The organism is uncultured Aliiroseovarius sp., from assembly GCF_947497285.1.
Classification (GTDB): Bacteria; Pseudomonadota; Alphaproteobacteria; order Rhodobacterales; family Rhodobacteraceae; genus Aliiroseovarius.
In genome coordinates this window covers 37,822-51,332 of the sequence record NZ_CANMFT010000002.1, presented here as the reverse complement: position 1 = coordinate 51,332, position 13,511 = coordinate 37,822, and the positions used below count along the sequence as shown (strand labels likewise).

General features: G+C 58.6%; 13 protein-coding genes. 4 read left to right on the top strand and 9 right to left on the bottom strand.

What is annotated here, in order from left to right; translation table 11 throughout:
* Nucleotides 1-909, bottom strand: coding sequence for an FAD-dependent thymidylate synthase (gene thyX, locus Q0864_RS03675; RefSeq protein WP_298566271.1), 909 nt, complete (start codon nucleotides 907-909; stop codon nucleotides 1-3).
* 154 nt (nucleotides 910-1,063) lie between these two features.
* Between thyX and Q0864_RS03670 the strand changes: the two genes are divergently transcribed.
* Both Q0864_RS03670 and Q0864_RS03665 read left to right on the top strand, forming a co-directional pair.
* Nucleotides 1,064-1,492: a VOC family protein gene (locus tag Q0864_RS03670; RefSeq protein WP_298566269.1), complete on the top strand. Its 429-nt coding sequence runs from the start codon at nucleotides 1,064-1,066 to the stop codon at nucleotides 1,490-1,492.
* On the top strand, nucleotides 1,492-2,268 hold the full coding sequence (locus Q0864_RS03665; RefSeq protein ID WP_298566267.1) for a DUF1194 domain-containing protein: 777 nt from the start codon (nucleotides 1,492-1,494) through the stop codon (nucleotides 2,266-2,268). The genes Q0864_RS03670 and Q0864_RS03665 overlap by 1 nt, the downstream gene beginning before the upstream one ends.
* Here Q0864_RS03665 and Q0864_RS03660 read toward each other — a convergent pair.
* The 3 genes from Q0864_RS03660 to Q0864_RS03650 all read right to left on the bottom strand — a co-directional run bounded on the left by Q0864_RS03660 (nucleotide 2,262) and on the right by Q0864_RS03650 (nucleotide 3,583).
* The gene (locus Q0864_RS03660; protein ID WP_298566265.1) at nucleotides 2,262-2,759 is read right to left on the bottom strand and encodes a winged helix DNA-binding protein; all 498 of its coding nucleotides are present in this window, start codon (nucleotides 2,757-2,759) and stop codon (nucleotides 2,262-2,264) included. The two genes, Q0864_RS03665 and Q0864_RS03660, sit on opposite strands and share 7 nt — an antisense overlap.
* Before the next feature lie 114 nt (nucleotides 2,760-2,873).
* Nucleotides 2,874-3,182, bottom strand: a complete 309-nt coding sequence (locus Q0864_RS03655) for a succinate dehydrogenase assembly factor 2 (RefSeq protein ID WP_298566263.1) — start codon at nucleotides 3,180-3,182, stop codon at nucleotides 2,874-2,876.
* Nucleotides 3,179-3,583, bottom strand: a complete 405-nt coding sequence (locus Q0864_RS03650; protein ID WP_298566261.1) for a helix-turn-helix domain-containing protein — start codon at nucleotides 3,581-3,583, stop codon at nucleotides 3,179-3,181. Before Q0864_RS03650 ends, Q0864_RS03655 begins: the two co-directional genes overlap by 4 nt.
* A 109-nt stretch (nucleotides 3,584-3,692) precedes the next feature.
* Between Q0864_RS03650 and Q0864_RS03645 the strand changes: the two genes are divergently transcribed.
* Both Q0864_RS03645 and Q0864_RS03640 read left to right on the top strand, forming a co-directional pair.
* The gene (locus Q0864_RS03645) at nucleotides 3,693-4,895 is read left to right on the top strand and encodes a pyridoxal phosphate-dependent aminotransferase (RefSeq protein WP_298566259.1); all 1,203 of its coding nucleotides are present in this window, start codon (nucleotides 3,693-3,695) and stop codon (nucleotides 4,893-4,895) included.
* A 39-nt stretch (nucleotides 4,896-4,934) separates the two neighbouring features.
* Nucleotides 4,935-5,339 (top strand): hypothetical protein, encoded by a 405-nt coding sequence (locus Q0864_RS03640; RefSeq protein ID WP_298566257.1) that lies wholly within the window; start codon nucleotides 4,935-4,937, stop codon nucleotides 5,337-5,339.
* Between the two features lie 8 nt (nucleotides 5,340-5,347).
* On the opposite strand, the gene Q0864_RS03635 is transcribed toward Q0864_RS03640, so the two are convergent.
* From Q0864_RS03635 to Q0864_RS03615, 5 genes are all read right to left on the bottom strand, one after another.
* On the bottom strand, nucleotides 5,348-6,712 hold the full coding sequence (locus Q0864_RS03635) for an MATE family efflux transporter (RefSeq protein ID WP_298566255.1): 1,365 nt from the start codon (nucleotides 6,710-6,712) through the stop codon (nucleotides 5,348-5,350).
* An 81-nt stretch (nucleotides 6,713-6,793) separates the two neighbouring features.
* Entirely contained in the window at nucleotides 6,794-7,942 is a 1,149-nt protein-coding gene (locus tag Q0864_RS03630) for a lytic murein transglycosylase (RefSeq protein ID WP_298566253.1), read from the bottom strand.
* A 162-nt stretch (nucleotides 7,943-8,104) separates the two neighbouring features.
* A complete protein-coding gene (gene ppk2 / locus Q0864_RS03625) occupies nucleotides 8,105-9,079 on the bottom strand; it encodes a polyphosphate kinase 2 (protein ID WP_298566252.1) in 975 nt (324 codons plus the stop codon).
* Nucleotides 9,080-9,236: 157 nt separating this feature from the next.
* Entirely contained in the window at nucleotides 9,237-11,528 is a 2,292-nt protein-coding gene (locus Q0864_RS03620; RefSeq protein WP_298566251.1) for a glycosyl hydrolase family 28-related protein, read from the bottom strand.
* A 230-nt stretch (nucleotides 11,529-11,758) separates the two neighbouring features.
* A complete protein-coding gene (locus Q0864_RS03615; protein ID WP_298566250.1) occupies nucleotides 11,759-13,405 on the bottom strand; it encodes a lysine--tRNA ligase in 1,647 nt (548 codons plus the stop codon).
* Between the last annotated feature and the right edge of the window lie 106 nt (nucleotides 13,406-13,511).

The window sequence follows — 13,511 nt, the reverse complement described above, 5'->3', positions numbered from 1 at the left end:
TCACCCCTTCAACTCCGCCTCAAACTCCCGCCATTCGCCCTTCGACATGCCGGAGTTCTCCTGCGTGACCTCTTCGCCTTTCAGCATGCGGCGCACGCAGTCCATAGCGCGGCCGGACAGGTTGGCGCCGCCCAGACGGTAATCCTCGAACGCGCCGTATGCGGCGGGGACCCAGTCGGCGACGATGTTGCAGATCGCGTCGGCATAGACGCGGATTTCGTATTGGGCGTGGTGGTCGGCGCGCAGGCGCAGGAAGTGGAACAGGTTGTGCAGGTCCACCTTCCAATACCATTGCGTATAGATATTGGCGGGCAGATTCATCCGCGCGAGTTCCCGCGCCAGCCCCTGTTGGCCGTCATCCGAGATCATCTGTTCATAGTGATCATAGGCGCGGTTGCTGTCGGCCTTCAGGATTTCCAGCACGCGCGCGGCTTCCTCGCCTTCCAGCGCGGCGCCGCGACCCTGATTGTTCACAACCGACTGCGCGGCGACGTGTTCGGGTGCGGGGATATAGAACTCGCGGTCGAGGATCGAATAACGCGCCGAGTATTCGTTCACATTCGCGGTCCGGTGGCGGATCCACTGGCGGGCCACGAAGACAGGCAGTTTGACGTGCAGCTTGATCTCGCACATTTCAAACGGGGTCGAATGCCAGTGGCGCATCAGGTAGCGGATCAGGCCCGCGTCGTTCTGCACGCTTTTGGTGCCCTTGCCGTAGCTGACCCGCGCGGCCTGACAGATCGCAGCGTCGTCGCCCATATAGTCGATGACGCGGACAAAGCCGTGGTCCAGCACTTCATGCGCGGTATAGAGGTGCTTTTCCATGCCGGGGCTGACCGCCCGCAAGGTCGGCTGTGGGGTGCTGCGTTGTTCTTCGATTTCGCGGATCTGTTCGGGGCTCAGGGGCATGTCGAATCTCTCGTCTCATGATTGCCCGGCCACTATATATAGTCGAGGCGGATCGCAAAACAGCAAGATGCCGTAGATGCGGCGTTTGCGCTTTTCTTGGGCGCTTGACCTGTTAGGCTGTTGGCGAACCCGCCTTGATCACCGGAGGATACAGATGAAAATTCGTTACCTGCACACAATGGTTCGCGTGAAGAACCTTGAAGACAGCATTCGGTTCTTTGAACTTCTGGGGCTTGAGAAAATCCGCCAGATGGACAGCGAGCAAGGGCGGTTTTCGCTGATTTTCATGGCCCCGCCGGGACAGCCGGACTGCCCTGTGGAGCTGACCTATAACTGGGATGGCGACGAAGGCCTGCCATCGGACAGTCGCCATTTCGGGCATCTGGCCTATGAGGTCGAGGATATTTACAAGATGTGCCAGCATCTTATGGACAACGGTGTGACCATCAACCGGCCGCCGCGAGACGGCCACATGGCCTTCGTTCGCTCGCCCGACAATATCTCGATCGAGCTGTTGCAAGCGGGCGACCGTCTGACCCCGGCAGAGCCATGGGCCAGCATGGAAAACACCGGTCACTGGTGATGAAACACGCGCGCGGGGTTGTCACACGGTGTGTTGCGGTTTGTGGCTTCCTGTTCGCAGCCGGGCTGTTCTGGATCACACCTCCGGCGGCTGCCAGCGCCCAAACTGGTGCGGACTGCCGGCAGGCCCTTGCGCTTGGTTTGGATGTTTCCGGGTCGGTCGATGCAGGCGAATATCGGCTGCAAATGAATGGCTTGGCTGCGGCCCTTGAACACGAAGACGTGCTGCGCGCGATCCTGTCTTTCCCTAAGACACCGGTTCAGATCTCGGTTTTCGAATGGAGCGGTCCACGCCATCAGCGGTTGTTGCAGGACTGGGTGTCGTTGACCGACCGTGCAGCGGTGCTTGGTGTCGCCAATCGCTTGCGCGCGACCCTACGTATTCAGGCCGACCCTTCTACGGGATTGGGTGCGGCCATGATTTTCGGCCAGAGGCTGTTGTCGCAGCAAAACTGTTGGGTGCGAACATTGGATATCTCGGGTGATGGGCCAGCGAATACTGGTCCCCGCCCGCAAGATGTCAGGCATCTGGCGGGGTTTGATGGTATCACGATCAATGGTCTGGTGATTGGGGCGGGCGATGCAAAGTCCGACCTTGTTGCGTATTACAAAGAGCTTGTGATCCACGGCAGGGGACGGTTTGTCGAACAGGCCTTCGGCTTTCAAGACTATGAAGAGGCGATGGTGCGCAAACTTCTACGCGAACTTCAGGGCATGATCGTTAGCCAAGTCGAGCCCGACGGTTCGGGCGACACCACCACTGTGATCCGTCAATAGATATAGCGGATTTGGTCTGTCCAATACCGTTCGACCCGCTTGAGTGACGCATTGATGTCTTCGATCCCCGAGGCGCTCAGCACATCACGCGACTGCAGACCGTCTGCGTGCCGCTCAAAAAGTGTCGCGACAGTTTCGCGGATGAACCGACCTTTTTCCGTCAACCGCACCCGCACCGACCGGCGGTCAATTTCACACCGTTGATGGTGCATATACCCCATATCGACCAGCTTCTTGAGGTTGTAGGAGACGTTTGACCCTTGGTAATAGCCGCGCGACTTCAACTCGCCCGCCGTCACCTCGTTGTCACCGATGTTGAACAGCAACAACGCCTGAACGGCGTTCACCTCCAACACGCCGACACGCTCGAATTCATCCTTGATCACATCCAGAAGAAGCCGGTGTAACCGTTCCACCAACGCAAGCGCTTCAAGATACTGATACACAAAAGTCTGGCTGCCTGTCTGCCCAATGGGGGTTTGCATGCTCATCCGTCTCTCCGACCTAATTAACAGGAGCGACCTTCGCGGCAAAAAAAGAACATTCAGTTAAATGCAGAAAGGAGTTGCAGAAAAATTTCGCAAAATCCGAACCGGTGGCGCCGCTTAGCGCGCGCCGGTGTGTCGCGCGATATGTTCGATCAGCTCGGACAGATGCGCCGGCGCGGACTGCTGGCCAGAAACCCATTGATACAGGTCTTGATCGTTTTCGCCCAGCAGCGCCTCGTATAGGTCAAGCTCGGCGCCGTTCATATCAGCAAGCTGATCGTCGGCATACTTGCTGAGGATGATATCCATCTCTTTTATACCGCGCCGCATGGACCGCATTGCCAGCCGCTTCACGCGGTGATCATGCGTTTCACCCGGCCGCGCGCCGGGCGTTTCTTTCAGTTGATCGAGTGATAGGCTGCTCATGCCACAGTTCCTTCCAGACGTTTGCGCAGACGCTTTTCCAGTCGGGCAAGTTGTTCGGAAGATCGGGCCATCTGGGATTTGATATCGCGCATTTCCAGCAGCAAATCCCGGATGTCGGGCGCATCGTCGGGCGCCTCGGTCGGGGCTTCGACACCGGTGCCTTCGCCGGTCAACATCCAGCGCAATGACACGTTCAAAATGCCCGACAGCATCTGAAGCTTGTTGGCGCGCGGTTCGTTCAGGTCCTCTTCCCACCCGCGCAGGGTCTTGAGCTTTACACCGACGCGGCGCGCCAATTCAGCCTGGGTCAACCTCTCGGCTTCGCGTGCACCCGCAAGGCGATCACCGAAGGTTGCAGCCTCTTCCGAAAACCAGCCCTCATCGTCGAGAATTTCGCTCATCGTCATACCCTTTTCCATCGCGTCGCTTGCGCCGATCCAAGGTTGGCGCTTGATCGGTTTCGCGCCTGACCCTAGAAGAATTGAGACCAACTTACAAACCGAGGGCCCCATGTCTTTCCTATCAGCGACACTTGATCGCGTAAAACCATCGCCCACGATCGCTGTTTCGACATTGGCCGCGGAATTGAAGGCCGCAGGGCGCGATGTCATTGGCCTTGGCGCGGGCGAGCCAGACTTTGACACACCCGACAACATCAAGCAGGCGGGCAAAGACGCAATCGACGCGGGCAAGACAAAATACACAGCCCCGGACGGGATGCCGGAACTGAAAGCGGCGATTTGCGACAAGTTCAGGCGGGAAAACGGGTTGGACTATGCGCCAGGTCAGATCTCGGTTGGCACGGGTGGTAAGCAGATCCTGTACAACGCCCTGATGGCGACCCTGAATCCCGGTGACGAGGTGATCATCCCTGCCCCCTATTGGGTCAGCTACCCGGATATGGTCTTGCTGGCCGGTGGCGAACCTGTCGTGGTCGAATGCCCGATTGAAACGGGCTTTCGCATGACGCCCGAACAGCTGGAGGCCGCGATCACGCCCAAGACCAAGTGGCTGATCTTCAACTCGCCCTCCAACCCGACCGGTGCGGGATATTCACGCGATCAACTGAAAGCGCTGACGGATGTGTTGATGCGTCACCCCCATGTCTGGGTGATGACAGACGATATGTATGAGCATCTCGCCTATGATGGGTTCGAGTTTTGCACCCCGGCCGAGGTAGAGCCGGGCCTGTATGACCGCACGCTGACCTGCAACGGGGTGTCCAAAGCTTACGCAATGACGGGCTGGCGCATCGGCTATGCCGGCGGTCCGGTCGAGCTGATTTCAGCCATGCGCAAGATCCAGTCGCAATCGACCTCGAACCCCTGTTCGATCAGCCAATGGGCGGCGGTCGAGGCGCTGAATGGCCCGCAGGACTTCATCGCCGAAAACAACAAAGCCTTCGTGCGCCGTCGAAATCTGGTGGTTGAGATGCTGAACGCCGCCGAAGGGCTAGACTGCCCGGTGCCGGACGGGGCGTTCTATGTCTATCCCTCGATCAAGGGCTGCATCGGGAAGACAACGCCTGCAGGCGTGAAAATCACCGATGACGAGGTGTTCGCCAAAGCTTTGCTGGAAGAAACCGGCGTGGCCGTGGTTTTTGGCGCGGCTTTCGGGCTGTCCCCCAATTTCCGCGTCAGCTATGCAACCTCGGACGCGGCTTTGAAAGAAGCCTGCACACGCATTCAAGGCTTCTGTGCCGCACTGGCCTGAAACCAGCATCTCAAGACGCCGCCAAGGCAAGGAGCACCCATGCCCGCAGACCTGCCGGACTATTACTTCCGCATCCGTGAAAACGGAGCTTTCGTGTTCCGTGTTGACACTGAAAACCGTCATCGTCGGATCGAGATGGATCAGATCGCTGCGATCAACATCAAGAATGGCGAGGTGAAGGCCAGTGGCGGGCGCGAGCTGACCCAGGAAGATCAGGACGCGATCTCCAACTGGATCAGGGACCGGCGCGACACGCTTGCCAAGCGGGATATTGACGACATTCTACGCGCCGTTGACCACCTGAATCTGACCGCCCATTGGGCGCAGACGCGCGCCTCGGACGAGGCATTGGAGCAGGTGACGGATGCCCTTTTGTTGGCGATGCATGATCTGCGGACGGTTTTGGTGCGAAAGAAAGCTGACCGGCTGATGAAAGAGGAATAAGACGGCCCTTAGACCTCGGCCGCCTGCCCAATGCGCGACGATCGCGCCCAGAACCGCCACGACATCAAGACACCCGCGACCAGCAGCCCGATCACCAACCCCATCCACACACCTTCGCCGCCAAAGCCCCATGTGATCCCCATCACATAGGACATCGGCACCCCAATGATCCAATAGCTGACTGTCGCAATGATCATCGGCACCTTGGTGTCATGCACCCCACGCAATAGGCCAAGGGTGATCGCCTGCCCCCCATCAGCAAACTGAAACAGCGCCGCGACGATCAAAAGCGAACGTCCGATGCTCAAGATCTCGTCCTTCAGGGGTTCATCGGGATCAAGGAACGCAAGGATCATGGGGTCGGGAGCACCGACCAGCAACATCACCGTGACGATGCCGAACAGTGCCGACATCAGCAAAACCGCCAGTGCGCCGCGGCGCAGACTGTCTTCGTCCCGCCGCCCAAGGGCGCGGCCCGCCCGCACCGTGGCGGCATTTGAAAACCCAAGGTGCACCATGAAAAACGCCGATACGATCTGCAGGGCGATGCCGTGGGCGGCCAGCTCCAACGTGCCGATCCACCCCATAACAACTGTGGAAGCCGAGAACATCCCGACCTCGGCCAGCCCGGTCAACCCGATCGGAACACCCATCCGCACAAGTTCGCCCAAGGCCTCCCAGTCAGGTCGCCAGATCCGCTGAAACAGCGCGTGTTGCGGCAAGGCGCGGGTGGCATACACTGCCATCACCAACCCGGCTGCAACCTGGATCACGACCGAAGCGATCGCCGCCCCGCGCACCCCAAGTTCCGGCGCGCCCCAATTGCCGAAGATCAGCGCGTAATTGATCACTCCATTCATGGCCGCACTTAGAATGGTGGCCCACAAGACCACGCGGGTGCGCTCTAGCGCGGCAAGATAGCTTTTCAGGGTCATCACGAACAGGGCCGGGATCAACCCCCAGCCTGCGATGCGCAGATAATCCTGCGCAATTTCGCTAAGCGCTGCGTCCTGACCGATCGCGCGCAACAGCGGCGCGGCGAACCACAGGATCGGCAGGACCAGCAGGGCAATCCCGAACGACACCCAAAGCGCCATGCGCGTCAGCCGCCGAACCCGCGTGTCATCGCCTGCCTCGGACGCCGAGGCAATCAGCGGCATCAACGCCCAAGCCGGCCCCGAGCCGACGATCAGGAAAAGCAGAAAGACCGTGCCTGCCAGCACCACGGCGGCCAGTTCCTCGACCCCATACCACCCCAACATCACCGTATCGATGATCTGCACGGCGAACTGCGCCAGATGCGACGCCACAAGTGGCAGGCCCAGGACAAGGACCGCTCGCATGTGAAGGGGGAAGGACAGGCTTTGGTTCATCACCCAGACCTATGCCGGAAGGTAAGGCGGGGCAAGCTTGGTTTCGTGCCATCCCCGCCTGGTCTGCGAGGTGCGCATGGGTCAGCGCAGCATGGACAACAACGCCCGCGAGGGACGGCCCGTCACCGGCAAACCGCGGGCGCGCTGGAATGCCTCGATCGCTGCAAAAGTCTTTTTGCCGATCACGCCATCTGCTTCACCCACATCATGGCCCGCGCGCGTCAATCCCACCTGCAACGCCTTGCGATCCTCCAAGGTCAGCCCATATTCGTCCGGCCCGAACGTCGCCCGCAATGGGCCACGCCCTGCCAAGCGGTCAGACAGGTGTCCCACGCCGATAATGTATTTCTGCGCGTTGTTGTAACGCCCCAGAACGCGGTAGTTATGGTAGACCTCGAAGACCGGGCCATTTTCGCCCGCCGGCTTCACCACACTGCCCTGCCCGGTCGGTGCGCGGCCGGTAATCTCGTCCCCCCACCGCTGTCCGCGCTTCCAGCCAGAGCGGCTAAGATAGGCCGCCGTCGAGGCCAGCGCATCCGTCGGGTCATCTGACCAGATGTCGCGCCGCCCGTCCCCGTTGAAGTCTACCGCATAGGCCAAATACGAGGTCGGGATGAACTGTGTGTGCCCCATCGCCCCTGCCCAACTGCCCGTCATTCGTGCAGGCGTGGTGTCGCCGCGTTCCAATATCTTGAGCGCCGCGATCAGCTGGCTTTCAAAAAACCGACCGCGCCGCCCGTCATACGCCAAGGTCGACAAGGCCGAGATGACCGGCACATCGCCGCGCCGTTCACCATAGCGGCTTTCGACGCCCCAAACGGCGACGAGAACCTCTTTCTCGACCCCATATTTTGCTTCGAGCGCGGCCAGCAAACTGGCATGACTGCGCAACATCACACGCCCTTTCGCAATGCGATCGTCAGAGGCTGCGATGGCCAGATAGTCTTCGAACGAGCGGACGAATTCGGTCTGGTTGCGGTCCCGCTCCACCACACCGGGAAGAAAGCCAACCCCGCGAAAGGCCTGCCGGACGGTCGCAGGATTGATACCACCGGCGATGGCGCGCGCTTTGGCGCCTTCGACCCACGCGTCAAAGCCCGCGTTGGGGACCGACCGCATGGCAGCACCAGTTGCAGGGCGTGCGGCGGGCGCGGTGGCGCCTCCTGACTGACACGCTGTCAAAAACACCCCGGCAAGGCCGAACGTAAAGAACCGTCTTGATTGTAACATCCTGCTCACCTTTGCCCATTTTCAACCGACCTTAGCTGGACGTTGGGCGAAGGCAAGGGGTGGTCGCACGCCCGGCGGCAATCAGCGGGCAACGACACAGAAAAAGGGGGCCGTGAAGCCCCCTTTCCTGTCGTATTGATTGCTGCGGCCCCGGCCGCGCGATCAGTTGCGGCGCTGTTCGGGGTGCAAGCTTGCGCCCAGAATGTGATCCGCATTGTGGATCACCTGACTGGCATGGCCCACGATCAGAGGATCAGGCTGACCAACCAATTCGTGGTCTTTGTCCGGGTAGTCAATCGTGGACAAGAAATGCCGCATGCAAGCAATCCTTGCGCGTTTCTTGTCGTTTGACTTGATGATTGTCCAAGGTGCGTCGGCCGTGTCGGTATAGAAGAACATTGCTTCCTTGGCTTCGGTGTAATCGTCCCATTTTGACAGCGACGCCACATCCACCGGGCTCAGTTTCCAACGCTTCAACGGGTCACCCTTACGGCTGTCAAAACGGCGCTTTTGCTCTTCGCGTGTGACCGAGAACCAGTATTTGTAAAGCTGAATACCCGAGCGGCTAAGGTGGCGTTCAAACTCGGGTGTTTGGCGCATGAACTCCAAGTATTCGTTGGGCGAACAGAACCCCATGACGCGCTCGACCCCGGCGCGATTATACCACGAGCGGTCATAGAAGACCATTTCACCCGCGGTTGGCAGATGCTGGATATAGCGCTGATAAAACCACTGGCCGCGTTCGACATCGGTGGGTTTATTCAACGCAACCACACGCGCTTCGCGTGGGTTGAGGTGCTCCATAAAGCGCTTGATCGTGCCGCCCTTGCCCGCTGCATCGCGACCTTCAAACAGCAAAACAAATTTCTGCCCGGTCTCACCGACCCAGCGCTGAACTTTCAAAAGCTCGGCTTGAAGCTTCGCCTTCTGCGCCTCGTAATCCTTACGCCCGAGCTTGTGCGCATAAGGATACTTGCCGTTCTCGAAGGTTTGGCGGATCTTGTCTTCGCTGACGGTGGGAAAGCCACCTTTGTCCGACGATACCGTATCGGGCACCACGTTGTCCGGTTTGGTTTCCGCTTTCTTGGCTTGTGCCGTGGCTTTTTGGGTGGCTGCTGCGGGTTGCTTCGCTGTCATGCGCATCTCTCCTTTTGTGCTGTCAGATTGCTGATAGCACTGGCGTCGGTTGGCTGCATTGATCCGGGTCAATGGATTTGCAGAATTCCCAACGAAATCAGGCCCGCCATACGGCGGGCCTTGGTCGCATATGAAAGGGAAACAGCGCGGCGACCGGTCAGACCGGCCGATCCACGCGCATTGTTACATGTGCCGTTCCACGCACCGCTTTTGACCACGTCAACGCCACCTTTTTGTAGCTCGGCCCTTGATTGACCAACACATGCGGATTGTCCCAAACTTGGTTGTTGCCAGCATCGCGCAGATCCCCTTCGATGGTGACGCTTTGCACCGTTCGCGCGTTGCCGCCAAACGGAAGATAATCCGAGCCGTCGAGTACCCAGGTGGCGGCTTCAGTGTTCTGGTTGAATTCCAGCGTCACCGGCGAAATCGTCTTCTGGCTGATCCCGACGAATGCATTGTTTTCAAAGGTGACATCTTTCATGCTCCAGTAATCCAGATCGGCATGGGTGGTGGACACGCCCTCGACCCGATTGATGGCACCCGCGATGGTCCGGAAGGTGTTGTTGGTCACGTGAAGCCCCGACAGGTAGTGGCCGGTGCCGAAGGGTTTGACATAAATCCACTTGAACCAGGATGCGACATCATTGGCCGTGAAGATGTTGCCGGTGATCGTCATGCCGCCAAAGGAGTATTCGGACCCAAAATCTGGGAAGGCATCGTGTTCGTTGTTCCATTCGACGAAACAATTGTCGATGTAGTTGCCATTCAGAACGGTCTTGTTGTTTTCATAGGTGAAAACAAGGCCCGCAACCCGTGGGCCATCTGTCACCTCGTCACCTTGAAACAAGTGGTTGCCTTGGATGATGTGACCCGATCCGTGCAGCACCATCGAGGTGCCCATCCGCTGGAACCGGTTATCGCGGATCTTGGCGTCATTTGCGTTCACGTTGAATGCCACCGACACCCGGTCAGTCGCCGCAATGCCCTGTTCGTTCGAGATGAATTGGCAGCGATCCAAATGCAGATCCTGACACCCGCGCCCGACCGAGCTGATCCCCCTGTTTTTGGGTTTGATGAAAAAGCAGTCCTGAAACACGAAGTTTTCGCCATCACGCGGCAGCATCACGCCCGAGGCATGCCCGTTGCACTGAAGCTCGACCTCTATCAGGTTCAGTCGGTTCACCTCTGCAAACCCGCCGAAATCGAGCACGTATTTGTGCCGCGTAAAGGTATATGTCTGATTTGCGGCCGCACCCCAAAGCGGTTGGCTCAGTTCGACCTCGGAGTTGGCGACATCCACCGTCTTTACATAGATTTCGCGCCCGACACCGAAACCGCTGACAACCGACCCCGGCATAACTGCGGAAATATTGGCCACATTGGTCAACCGATAGGGGTTGGCGGCGTTATATTGCGCCGTGGCGGTGGTCACCTCGTCATCCCAAGCGGACCCACCGACGACATAAAACTGCCCATTCTTGATGACCCGTCGGATCAGGAAGCTGTCGCCTGAATTGTAAGCATCCTGCATGTCAATTGGTGACGTGACATCAATCCGGCGGCCACACATGTCCAGAATTTCGTGATCGGCATAGTGCAACAGGGCCTGAAACGCTTTGCGAAAGCCAAGCAGCTCGGTCCCGAAAGCGTCGATATAGGTTGGCAGATCAAAATTGCGGGTCAGTGACAGATAGGCGTTGTCCGGCATGGTCAGCGTGCCCTCAAACCGGACATCGGCGTGCAGGGTCAGGTTCGACGCAATGCGATAGGTGCCTTCGGGCACCAAAACAGTGCGCCCATTGGCGGCAGCGTCTGCGGCTTGAAACGCCGCCTTGTCGTCGGTGACGCCATCGCCTGCCGCGCCAAAGTCGCGCACATCGACCCAGTCCATCATGTCCCGCAAATAGGCGCCCGTCACATCTTCGACGACAATATCGTCGATGCGAACGACGGCGCCGTTCGTTCCCGTCAGGTCGATCCCGACATGGGCATAGGCGACATCCGCCCCCCAGATCATGTCGACGCCATTGCGGCTGCCTGACCCGATAATGGCGGACACCTCGACCACCTCACCATAGGCCGTCAGTGCGGTTGCCGGACCGTTTTCTACGTATCCGCCGGCATGCGCTCCGCTCGCCTGCGCGGCCCATGTGGCCACACGCGCCTCGGGCAACGGACCCGAAATCGCTTTCACCCGCGCCGAGACACGAAGATAACACCCCTGTTCAAACGGCGTCTGGCCCATGTAGCGCAATTTTTGCGTGTTCTGATCTTTGAACAGCTCAAGACAGCCATCAAAATCCTGATCCGCCGGGACCAATGCCGCATTGCCTGCGCCAACATAAGTCAAAGAGCCCGGCGTGCCATCCTCACTGGACCAGACGCCAAGCCCGTTTTCGAACGCGGGTGGCATGAACACCACCCCGTCGGTAATCGCCTTGTTCATAGAGTTCCCTTTCAGGTCTAGACATGCATGCCCCGGACCCTCTGCGCCTGTCAGGCTGCTGGGGCCACCCGCGCAGACACGCGCGCGCGAACGGGGCAAGAAACGCCAAAAGGGCTATCAACAAGGGTTTAACGAGCGTTAACGGGGGCGCGCGTTGCACAGCCACACCGCAACGCAAAACGGCGCGCCAAATAGGGCGCGCCGTTCTTCTTCTGTCAGTTGAAAAAGCTCTAGCTGGTCAAGTCGCCCGCTAGCCCCCGATCAATCAACTCGGCGGTTTCGCTCACTCCATAAAGGGCTGCGAAACTTCCAAAGCGCGGGCCTTGGCTTGCCCCCAGAAGCACTTCGTAAAGGGCTTTGAACCAATCGCGCAAATTGTCGAACCCGTGCAGCTTGCCAACTGCAAAAACAATCGACTGCAAGAACTCGTCCGAGGTGAAATCCACCTCGGGCAGCGGGTCGTCATTGCCCATCTGCGCGTTTTTGCGCGCGATCACGTCCAGTGCGGTATCGCCATCGCGGAACGCGGTCGCAAGCTCCTCCATCGCAGCGCGTTCCTGATCGGTCGGCAGCCGGAACGTGCGCGCAGGTGCCACGAAGTCCTGATAATACTTGACGGCATACCCCGCCGCCGCATCCAGATCCGGATGGGTCTGGGCCGAGGCGTCAGGCGCATAACGTTGGATGAAGCCCCAAAGCTGTTCCTTGTCATCCGCCGATGCGACTGAGGCAAGGTTCAAAAGCATGCTGAACGACACCACCATCTTCGATTGCGGCACGTCTCCGCCATGGATGTGCCAAACCGGGTTGTTCAACCGCGCTTTCAGATCTTGCGTTTCATAAGCCCGCAATTGCTGGTGATATTCATCCATTGCCTTCGGGATCACATCGAAATGCATCCGTTTGGCCGTTTTCGGCTTGAGATACATGAAATAGGCAAGGCTTTCCGTCGAAGCGTAGGTCAACCACTCGTCAATCGACACGCCATTCCCAGACGTTTTCGAGATCTTCTGTCCGTTCTCATCCAAAAACAGCTCATACGAAAAGTGTTCCGGCGGACGCCAGCCCAGAATCCGGCAAATCCCGTCATAAATCGGCGTATTGGTGGAATGGTCTTTGCCATACATCTCGAAATCGACTTCAAGCGCGGCCCAGCGCGCGCCGAAATCTGGTTTCCATTGCAGTTTCACATTGCCGCCGGTGACCGGAAGGGTCCATTCGCGTCCGTCCTCGTCATCAAACGTGATCGTGTGATTTTCCGCATCGACATTTTTCATCGGCACATAAAGCACACGCCCAGTTTCAGGATGCAGCGGCAGGAAGATCGAATAGGTCTGGCGACGCTCCTCACGCAGTGACTTCAGCATCACCTCCATGATCTCGTCGTATTTCTCGACGGCGCGTTTCAACACCTCGTCGAACTGACCCGAGCGATAGAAATCAGTGGCCGAGTAGAAATCATATTCAAAGCCGAACGTGTCCAGAAACCGGCGCAGCATGGCGTTGTTGTGATGGCCAAAGCTTTCATGGGTGCCGAACGGATCGGGCACCGAAGTCAGGGGCTTTTGCAGATGTTCATGCAAACCCTCGGAATTGGGCACGTTGCCCGGCACCTTGCGCATGCCGTCCAGATCGTCCGAAAAACAGATCAGCCGCGTCGGGATGTCTGAAATGACTTCGAACGCGCGCTGGATCATCGTCGTGCGGGCCACTTCCCCAAACGTGCCGATATGGGGAAGGCCAGATGGTCCATAGCCCGTTTCAAACAGCACATAGCCCTTTTCCGGCGCGCCTTTTTGATAGCGTTTGAGAACCCGGCGTGCCTCTTCAAAGGGCCAGGCTTTCGAACTCATCGCAGCGTCTCGCATTTCGGACATTTGCATTTCCTTTCATGGCACGGACACCACGCCCGCACACCAATATCGTGCTCATTGCTCTCCCTATTGCGATGAACGCGTCGGGTCAATATTCTGCACTGCAACG

Coding starts and splice junctions, on each gene's coding strand:
- Q0864_RS03645 (WP_298566259.1), top strand. CDS start 3,693: ATGTCTTTCCTATCAGCGACACTTGATCGCGTAAAACCATCGCCCACG.
- Q0864_RS03650 (WP_298566261.1), bottom strand. CDS start 3,583: ATGAGCGAAATTCTCGACGATGAGGGCTGGTTTTCGGAAGAGGCTGCA.
- Q0864_RS03655 (WP_298566263.1), bottom strand. CDS start 3,182: ATGAGCAGCCTATCACTCGATCAACTGAAAGAAACGCCCGGCGCGCGG.
- Q0864_RS03630 (WP_298566253.1), bottom strand. CDS start 7,942: ATGTTACAATCAAGACGGTTCTTTACGTTCGGCCTTGCCGGGGTGTTT.
- Q0864_RS03620 (WP_298566251.1), bottom strand. CDS start 11,528: ATGAACAAGGCGATTACCGACGGGGTGGTGTTCATGCCACCCGCGTTC.
- thyX (WP_298566271.1), bottom strand. CDS start 909: ATGCCCCTGAGCCCCGAACAGATCCGCGAAATCGAAGAACAACGCAGC.
- Q0864_RS03640 (WP_298566257.1), top strand. CDS start 4,935: ATGCCCGCAGACCTGCCGGACTATTACTTCCGCATCCGTGAAAACGGA.
- Q0864_RS03665 (WP_298566267.1), top strand. CDS start 1,492: ATGAAACACGCGCGCGGGGTTGTCACACGGTGTGTTGCGGTTTGTGGC.
- Q0864_RS03615 (WP_298566250.1), bottom strand. CDS start 13,405: ATGTCCGAAATGCGAGACGCTGCGATGAGTTCGAAAGCCTGGCCCTTT.
- Q0864_RS03670 (WP_298566269.1), top strand. CDS start 1,064: ATGAAAATTCGTTACCTGCACACAATGGTTCGCGTGAAGAACCTTGAA.
- ppk2 (WP_298566252.1), bottom strand. CDS start 9,079: ATGACAGCGAAGCAACCCGCAGCAGCCACCCAAAAAGCCACGGCACAA.
- Q0864_RS03660 (WP_298566265.1), bottom strand. CDS start 2,759: ATGAGCATGCAAACCCCCATTGGGCAGACAGGCAGCCAGACTTTTGTG.
- Q0864_RS03635 (WP_298566255.1), bottom strand. CDS start 6,712: ATGAACCAAAGCCTGTCCTTCCCCCTTCACATGCGAGCGGTCCTTGTC.